This window comes from Pseudomonas wayambapalatensis (assembly GCF_049942315.1).
Taxonomy (GTDB): domain Bacteria; phylum Pseudomonadota; class Gammaproteobacteria; order Pseudomonadales; family Pseudomonadaceae; genus Aquipseudomonas; species Aquipseudomonas wayambapalatensis.
This window is the reverse complement of record NZ_JBNFMU010000042.1, coordinates 1-7,011: the sequence shown is the minus strand read 5'-3', so window position 1 is coordinate 7,011 and position 7,011 is coordinate 1. Positions and strand designations below refer to the sequence as shown.

Genomic DNA, 7,011 nt, shown 5'->3' with positions numbered 1-7,011 from the left:
TGTGGGAGCGGGCTTGCCCGCGAAGAGAACGCCGCGATATCACTGCTGCGCCGCCGTCTTCTCGAACCACTTCTGCTCGAGCTCCGCCATCCGCCCACTGTCCTTGAGCCGCTGCAGGGCATTGTTCAGCGTGCTCTCGAAGGCCGGATTGTCCTTCTGGAACGGGATCACCAGCTTCTTCTCACCAAACGTCTGGCTGGCATCCAGCGCGCTTTCAGTCGCAGGCTGTTCGCTCGCGGGTGTCAATGCGATGTCGTACTTGCCACTCTCCACGCCTGTCAGCACTTCGTCGGCGGGCGCCTCGATGAATTCCGCGCGCAGGTCCATCTCGCGGGCCAGGTCTTGGCCGAACTCGATGTCGAACCCGGTCAGGTGCTCGTTTTCCTTGAAGGCGTAGGGGGCATTGTTGGCTTGCACGGCGATGCGCAGTTCACCCCGGTCGTTGATTTCGTCGATCAGCTCTGCCTGGGCCAGGGGGCTGATGAGTACTGCCAGCAGTAGGCCAATGGTCAAACGCATGAATATCCCTTTTTATATCTCGGCAGATGAATGTCATTCGCCGTGGCTTTCTCGTTTTGCCGCGGTCGAACGCAGCCTATGACCCCGACATCGTGCTTAGGTTTACGCCGTCGCTGAAATTTTCATGCCGGCATTTTTGAACCTGCGGGACGGTAACTGGACTATGGTGAAGTACCACCTCGCTTCGTTTAAGTGATAGCGGTCAATTGAAGTGAATGACAGGAGAAGTGAATGAAAAGCCCAGTGTCGCGTGCTGCCCTTGCCGGTCTGCTGATGGGGGCCTCGCTGTTTGCCAGCGCTGCCGATGCCTTGAAAAGCCAGGAGCCACCGAAAGACGCCAAGGTCTTCATCGTCTCCCCGGCCGATGGCGCCACGGTCGACAAGACCTTCACCGTCAAGTTCGGCATCGAGGGTATCGCGCTCAAGCCGGCTGGCGACCAGACCCCGCACTCCGGGCACCATCACCTGCTGGTGGATGTCGACAAGGCGCCTGTAGCTGACCAGCCATTGCCGACCAGCCTGATGCCCGAGGGCAACCAACCCCTGCCAGCCGGGCCGCAGGTGCTGCATTTCGGCAAGGCGCAGACCGAGGCGACCATCACCCTGACCCCGGGCAAGCACACCCTGCAACTGGTGCTGGGCGACCAGTACCATGTGCCGTTCAAGCCAAGCGTCGAGTCGAAGAAGATCACCGTCAATGTGAAGTGATGCCTGGAAGCTTCGCGGCGCTTCGGCGCCCCGATTCGACCGCGAAGCAGAACACTCGGATCGCGCAGGCAAAAAAAGGGAGGCCACCAGGGCCTCCCTTCTTCATGCAGCCATCAGGCTCAGAACAGGACGCGCGAGCGGATGGTGCCCTTGACGTGCTGCAGTTTCTCTTGCGCCAGGTCCGAGTACTCGGCGTCGACGTCGATGACCACGTAACCCACTTTCTCGTCGGTCTGCAGGAACTGACCGGAGATGTTGATGCCGTTCTCGGCGAAGACCTTGTTGATCTCGCTGAGTACGCCCGGGATGTTTTCGTGGATGTGCAGCAGGCGGTGCTTGCCCGGGTGCGCCGGCAGGGCCACTTCAGGGAAGTTGACCGAGGATACGGACGTACCGTTGTCGCTGTACTTGACCAGCTTCTCGGCCACTTCCAGGCCGATGTTGGCCTGGGCTTCGGCGGTCGAACCACCGATGTGCGGGGTCAGGATCACGTTGTCCAGGCCACGCAGTGGGCTTTCGAACTCTTCGTCGTTCGAGCGCGGCTCGACCGGGAACACGTCGATGGCGGCGCCGATCAGGTGCTTGTCCTTGATCGCGGCAGCCAGGTGATCCAGTTCGACCACGGTGCCACGGGCAGCGTTGATCAGGATCGAGCCCTTCTTCATCGCGCGGATTTCCTTCTCGCCGATCATCCACTGGGTGGATGGCAGCTCAGGCACGTGCAGCGAGACGATGTCGGCCAGGCCCAGCAGTTCGTTGAGGCTGGTGACCTGGGTGGCGTTGCCCAGTGGCAGCTTGGTCAGCGGGTCGAAGAAGTAGACCTGCATGCCGACGCTTTCGGCCAGAACCGACAGCTGGGTGCCGATCGAGCCGTAGCCGACGATGCCGAGCTTCTTGCCGCGGATCTCGAAGGAGTTGGCCGCGCTCTTGATCCAGCCACCGCGGTGGCAGGAGGCGTTCTTCTCGGGGATGCCGCGCAGCAGCAGGATGGCTTCGGCCAGCACCAGTTCGGCAACCGAACGGGTGTTGGAGTACGGCGCGTTGAACACCGCGATGCCGCGCTCGCGGGCCGCGTTCAGGTCAACCTGGTTGGTGCCGATGCAGAAGCAGCCGACCGCGACCAGTTTCTTCGCACAGTCAAAGACTTCTTCAGTCAGTTGAGTGCGCGAGCGGATGCCGATGAAGTGGGCGTCCGCGATCTTTTCCTTCAGTTGCGCATCCGGCAGTGAGCCAGTGAGGTACTCGATGTTGGTGTACCCGGCAGCCTTGAGGGTGTCCACAGCATTCTGGTGGACGCCTTCGAGAAGAAGGAACCTGATCTTGCTCTTGTCGAGAGAAGTCTTGCTCATCTGCGTAAACCTGTATCCCGGAGAAAAAATGGCGAGGGGGGCAAAGCGGCGCGGCGACGGGCCTTAGCACGATCGACGGGAGGGCTATGCTAGCATACGCGACACCGTCTGAGCTTATCCCGACAGGTGAAGAGTGCTCAGGGTGACCATGAATCATTCGAGAGTTCTGGCGATGACCCACGCTGCGGTAATTGATGAGCTGAAGACCCTGGTCGACCCTGGCAAGGTCCTGACCGACCCCGCCTCGCTCGAAGCGTACGGCAAGGACTGGACCAAGCACTACCCGCCGGCGCCGACCGCCATCGTCCTGCCCAAGACCACCGAGCAAGTCCAGGCCATCGTGCGCTGGGCCAACCGCCACAAGGTCGCGCTGGTGCCGTCCGGCGGACGCACCGGCCTGTCGGGCGCTGCGGTCGCTGCCAATGGCGAAGTCGTGGTGGCTTTCGACCAGATGAACCAGATTCTCGCCTTCAACGAATTCGACCGCACCGTGGTCTGCCAGCCGGGCGTGATCACCCGCCAGTTGCAGCAGTTCGCCGAGGACCAGGGCCTGTACTACCCGGTCGATTTCGCCTCGAGCGGATCCAGCCAGATTGGCGGCAATATCGGCACCAATGCCGGCGGGATCAAAGTCATTCGCTACGGCATGACCCGCAACTGGGTGGCAGGGCTGAAGGTGGTCACCGGCAAGGGCGAACTGCTGGAGCTCAACCGCGACCTGATCAAGAACGCCACCGGCTACGACCTGCGCCAGCTGTTCATTGGTGCCGAGGGCACCCTGGGCTTCGTGGTCGAGGCGACCATGCGCCTGGACCGCGCGCCGCGCAACCTCACGGCGATGGTGCTCGGCACGCCGGACTTCGACTCGATCATGCCGGTGCTGCATGCCTTCCAGGGCAAGCTCGACCTGACCGCCTTCGAGTTCTTCTCCGACAAGGGCCTGGCCAAGATCATGGGTCGCGGCGACGTGCCGGCGCCGTTCGACACGCCATGCCCCTTCTATGCGCTGCTGGAGTTCGAGGCCAGCACCGAGGAAGTGGCCAGCGAAGCCCTGGCCACCTTCGAGCACTGCGTCGAGCAGGGCTGGGTGCTCGATGGGGTGATGAGCCAGAGCGAGACGCAGCTGAAGAACCTGTGGAAGCTGCGTGAGTACCTGTCCGAGACCATCTCCCACTGGACGCCCTACAAGAACGATATTTCCGTCACCGTCTCCAAGGTGCCGGCGTTCCTGCGTGATATCGATGCGGTGGTCGGCGAACACTACCCCGACTACGAAGTCGTCTGGTACGGGCATATCGGCGACGGCAATCTGCACCTGAACATCCTCAAGCCCGATCACATGAGCAAGGACGATTTCTTCGCCTCCTGCACCAAGGTCAACAAATGGGTGTTCGAGATCGTCGAGCGCTACAACGGTTCGATCTCTGCTGAGCACGGCGTGGGCATGACCAAGCGGGACTACCTCGGCTACAGCCGCTCGGCAGATGAAATCGCCTGCATGAAAGCGATAAAGGCGGTGTTCGACCCGAACGGCATCATGAATCCGGGTAAGATCTTCGCACCTGAATAAGAAAGCAGTATCCAGAGGAGTCGGCCCCATGAGTTACCAGCACCAGTACGTAGACGGCACGCGCATCCACTTCACGCTGGGCAAGGTGGTGTGCATCGGCCGCAACTACGCCGAGCATGCCAAGGAACTGGACAACCCCATCCCCAGCGAGCCGCTGCTGTTCATCAAGCCCGGCAGCTGCGTGGTGCCACTGGAAGGCGGCTTCAAGATCCCGACCGACCGCGGTTCGGTGCACTACGAGGCCGAGATTGCCGTGCTGCTGGGCAAGCCACTGTCGACCAAGCCGACAGTCGAAGAGGTGCTGGATGCCATTTCCGGCTACGCCCCGGCCCTGGACCTGACCCTGCGTGACGTACAGGCCAAGCTGAAGGAGAAGGGCCTGCCGTGGGAGCTGGCCAAGAGCTTCGACGGCGCCTGTGTATTGCCGCCGTTCGTCGCCGCATCCAGCTTCGAGGACGTGACCGACATTCCGGTACGCCTGACCATCAATGGCGAAGTGCGCCAGGATGGCAACAGCGCAATGATGCTCAACCCTATCGTGCCGATCATCCAGCACATCGCTGCGCAGTTCTCCCTGCAGGCGGGTGACGTGATTCTCACCGGTACTCCGGCCGGTGTCGGGCCGTTCAATGTCGGTGATGAGCTGGTGCTTGAGCTGCCGGGTGTCAGCCGCTTCGAGAGCCGCGTGCTTTGATCTGACTGCGGGTCGTCCTTTTCGCGGGTAAACCCGCTCCTACAGGGATTTGCGCAGCCTTGTGAGAGCGGTTTTACCCGCGAACGATTTACCGTTTTTTTCACACCGCATCTGGATAATGCGCGGGTCTTCGCCCATTTACCCAGGACCCCCTGCATGCCAGCACCCTCCAGCGCCCCAGCTTCCACCAAGCGTCGTTTCTACCTGCGCTGGCCGTTCGCCCTGGCTGTGGCAGCGGTGATCGGTTATGGGGTGGCCATCGCCATGCACTGGGACGACCGTGGCCTGCTGTGGGTCAAGGAGCGTTTCGAGAGCAGTGCCGAGCGCATTGAAAGCGTCTGGCTGCCGGACTACCTGGTAGACATCGACGCCAAGCCGTTGCCGGGCATGGACGACGACGAAGCCTCGGACCTGTCGTTCAATCCGCAGACCCGCACGCTGTTTGCAGTGATGGGCAAGAACCCCTTCCTGGTCGAACTCACGCTCGATGGCGACGTGTTGCGCAAGATTCCGCTGGTGGGTTGGGAAAATCCTGAAGGCCTTGCCGTGCTGGAAAACGGGCTGATCGCGATCGTTGATGAGCGCAACCATGACCTGACGCTGGTAAAGGTGGACGCGAGTACCTCGACGCTCAATCACGACGACTTCCCCAGCTATGACCTGGGCAAGTCGGTCAAGAGCAACAAGGGCTTCGAGGCCATCGCCTGGGACTCGCTGCGCCAGCGCCTGATCATCGGCGAAGAGCGTCCGCCGCGTCTGTTTGCCTGGAGCACCGACGGTCGCGGGCCGCTCAAGGGCGACAAGCAGCTACTGCCCAGTGACGAGCTGGACCTGCGCAACCTGTCGGCGCTGGCGGTCGATCCACGCACGGGCCACCTACTGGTGCTGTCGGCTGACTCGAACATGCTGCTGGAGCTGGACGAGAAGGGCGAACAGGTCAGCTTCATGACCTTGCTCGGGGCGTTCAACGGCCTGGGCAGCCGTGTGCCTCGGGCCGAAGGTGTGACCATGGACGATCAGGGCAACCTGTACATGGTCAGCGAGCCCGCGCTGTTCTATCGCTTCAAGAAGCACTGACAGGATTATCGGAATTCTCTGATGATGGCCTTAAGCTTTATTTCAGCTATGAATGATTAGATTCGGCATCCTCCGTCGAGTCCTCTTCATGCGCCGTCATCTTCGTTCGTTTCTCTTTCTTCTGGCTTTCTCCGTGCTGGCGGTGCTTGGCGTGGCGGGGCACGAGTTCCGCCTGTTCGAGCGCGGCTGGTTCAACCTCAAGAGCTGGTGGCAGCCGACCGAGCAAGGCATCGGCCTGGATCGCTACCAGGTGGTGATCGAGGCTCAGCCCATCGAGGGGCTGGACGACGATGTCTCGGCGCTCACCTACGATCCTGACCGCAAGACCCTGTTCACCGTCACCAACGCCCGCTCCGAGCTCATCGAGCTTTCGCTGGACGGGCGCATCCTGCGCCGTGTGCCGCTGACCGGTTTCGGTGATCCCGAGGCCGTGGAGTACGTCGGGCCGAACAGCTACGTGATCACCGATGAGCGTCAGCAGCGCCTGATCCGTGTGCGCCTGGACGACGACACGCTGTTTCTCGACGCCAACGACGCCGAACAGCTCACCCTGGGCATCGGCCTGAACGGCAACAAGGGCTTCGAGGGGTTGGCCTACGACTCTGCCGGCAAGCGCCTGTTCGTCGCCAAGGAGCGTGACCCGATGCTGATCTACGAGGTGCACGGCTTCCCCCATGACAATCCGGAGCAGCCCTATGCGGTGCATGTGGTGCAGGACCGCAAGCGCGATTCGCGGTTGTTCGTGCGCGACCTGTCGAGCCTGCAGTTCGATGAGCGCAGCGGGCATCTGCTGGCGCTGTCGGACGAATCACGGCTGGTGCTGGAGCTGGATGTGAAGGGGCGGCCGCTGAGCACCCTGTCATTGCGCAAGGGGTATCAGGGCCTGAAGAAGACAGTGCCGCAGGCTGAGGGGATCGCCATGGACGATGCCGGGACCATTTACCTGGTGAGTGAGCCGAACCTGTTCTATGTGTTCAGGCAATCGGCTGAGTAGGTGTAGTTCAGGGCTCTGTGGGGGCATGGTCTTTGTTGTGTCAGTGCTGGCCTATTCGCGGGCAAGCCCGCTCCCACAGGGAGATTGGGCTGGACTTTAG

7 protein-coding genes are annotated in these 7,011 nt (G+C 61.7%); 5 read left to right on the top strand and 2 right to left on the bottom strand.

Translation table 11 applies throughout. The features are described 5' to 3' along the window. Positions 1-39: 39 nt before the first annotated feature. A complete protein-coding gene (locus ACPZMI_RS01145; RefSeq protein WP_186665519.1) occupies positions 40-519 on the bottom strand; it encodes a substrate-binding periplasmic protein in 480 nt (159 codons plus the stop codon). Between the two features lie 231 nt (positions 520-750). Between ACPZMI_RS01145 and ACPZMI_RS01140 the strand changes: the two genes are divergently transcribed. Continuing rightward, positions 751-1,227, top strand: a complete 477-nt coding sequence (locus ACPZMI_RS01140) for a DUF4399 domain-containing protein (RefSeq protein ID WP_186710663.1) — start codon at positions 751-753, stop codon at positions 1,225-1,227. A 119-nt stretch (positions 1,228-1,346) separates the two neighbouring features. Here ACPZMI_RS01140 and serA read toward each other — a convergent pair whose 3' ends face one another. Further along, on the bottom strand, positions 1,347-2,576 hold the full coding sequence (serA, locus tag ACPZMI_RS01135) for a phosphoglycerate dehydrogenase (protein WP_054891120.1): 1,230 nt from the start codon (positions 2,574-2,576) through the stop codon (positions 1,347-1,349). A 172-nt stretch (positions 2,577-2,748) separates the two neighbouring features. Between serA and ACPZMI_RS01130 the strand changes: the two genes are divergently transcribed. The 4 genes from ACPZMI_RS01130 to ACPZMI_RS01115 all read left to right on the top strand — a co-directional run bounded on the left by ACPZMI_RS01130 (position 2,749) and on the right by ACPZMI_RS01115 (position 6,911). Beyond that, positions 2,749-4,146, top strand: a complete 1,398-nt coding sequence (locus tag ACPZMI_RS01130) for an FAD-binding oxidoreductase (protein ID WP_426351514.1) — start codon at positions 2,749-2,751, stop codon at positions 4,144-4,146. Positions 4,147-4,174: 28 nt separating this feature from the next. Further along, positions 4,175-4,840 (top strand): fumarylacetoacetate hydrolase family protein, encoded by a 666-nt coding sequence (locus ACPZMI_RS01125; RefSeq protein ID WP_426351513.1) that lies wholly within the window; start codon positions 4,175-4,177, stop codon positions 4,838-4,840. Between the two features lie 156 nt (positions 4,841-4,996). Continuing rightward, positions 4,997-5,917 carry an SdiA-regulated domain-containing protein gene (locus ACPZMI_RS01120; protein ID WP_426351512.1) on the top strand — a complete coding sequence of 307 codons (921 nt, stop codon included), beginning with the start codon at positions 4,997-4,999 and terminating at the stop codon, positions 5,915-5,917. An 88-nt stretch (positions 5,918-6,005) separates the two neighbouring features. Continuing rightward, positions 6,006-6,911, top strand: coding sequence for an SdiA-regulated domain-containing protein (locus ACPZMI_RS01115; protein ID WP_186710665.1), 906 nt, complete (start codon positions 6,006-6,008; stop codon positions 6,909-6,911). Positions 6,912-7,011: the final 100 nt, after the last annotated feature.

What these genes read in the sequence shown, in the direction of transcription:
- ACPZMI_RS01145 (WP_186665519.1), bottom strand. Translation starts at nt 519, where the DNA reads ATGCGTTTGACCATTGGCCTACTGCTGGCAGTACTCATCAGCCCCCTG.
- ACPZMI_RS01140 (WP_186710663.1), top strand. Translation starts at nt 751, where the DNA reads ATGAAAAGCCCAGTGTCGCGTGCTGCCCTTGCCGGTCTGCTGATGGGG.
- serA (WP_054891120.1), bottom strand. Translation starts at nt 2,576, where the DNA reads ATGAGCAAGACTTCTCTCGACAAGAGCAAGATCAGGTTCCTTCTTCTC.
- ACPZMI_RS01130 (WP_426351514.1), top strand. Translation starts at nt 2,749, where the DNA reads ATGACCCACGCTGCGGTAATTGATGAGCTGAAGACCCTGGTCGACCCT.
- ACPZMI_RS01125 (WP_426351513.1), top strand. Translation starts at nt 4,175, where the DNA reads ATGAGTTACCAGCACCAGTACGTAGACGGCACGCGCATCCACTTCACG.
- ACPZMI_RS01120 (WP_426351512.1), top strand. Translation starts at nt 4,997, where the DNA reads ATGCCAGCACCCTCCAGCGCCCCAGCTTCCACCAAGCGTCGTTTCTAC.
- ACPZMI_RS01115 (WP_186710665.1), top strand. Translation starts at nt 6,006, where the DNA reads ATGCGCCGTCATCTTCGTTCGTTTCTCTTTCTTCTGGCTTTCTCCGTG.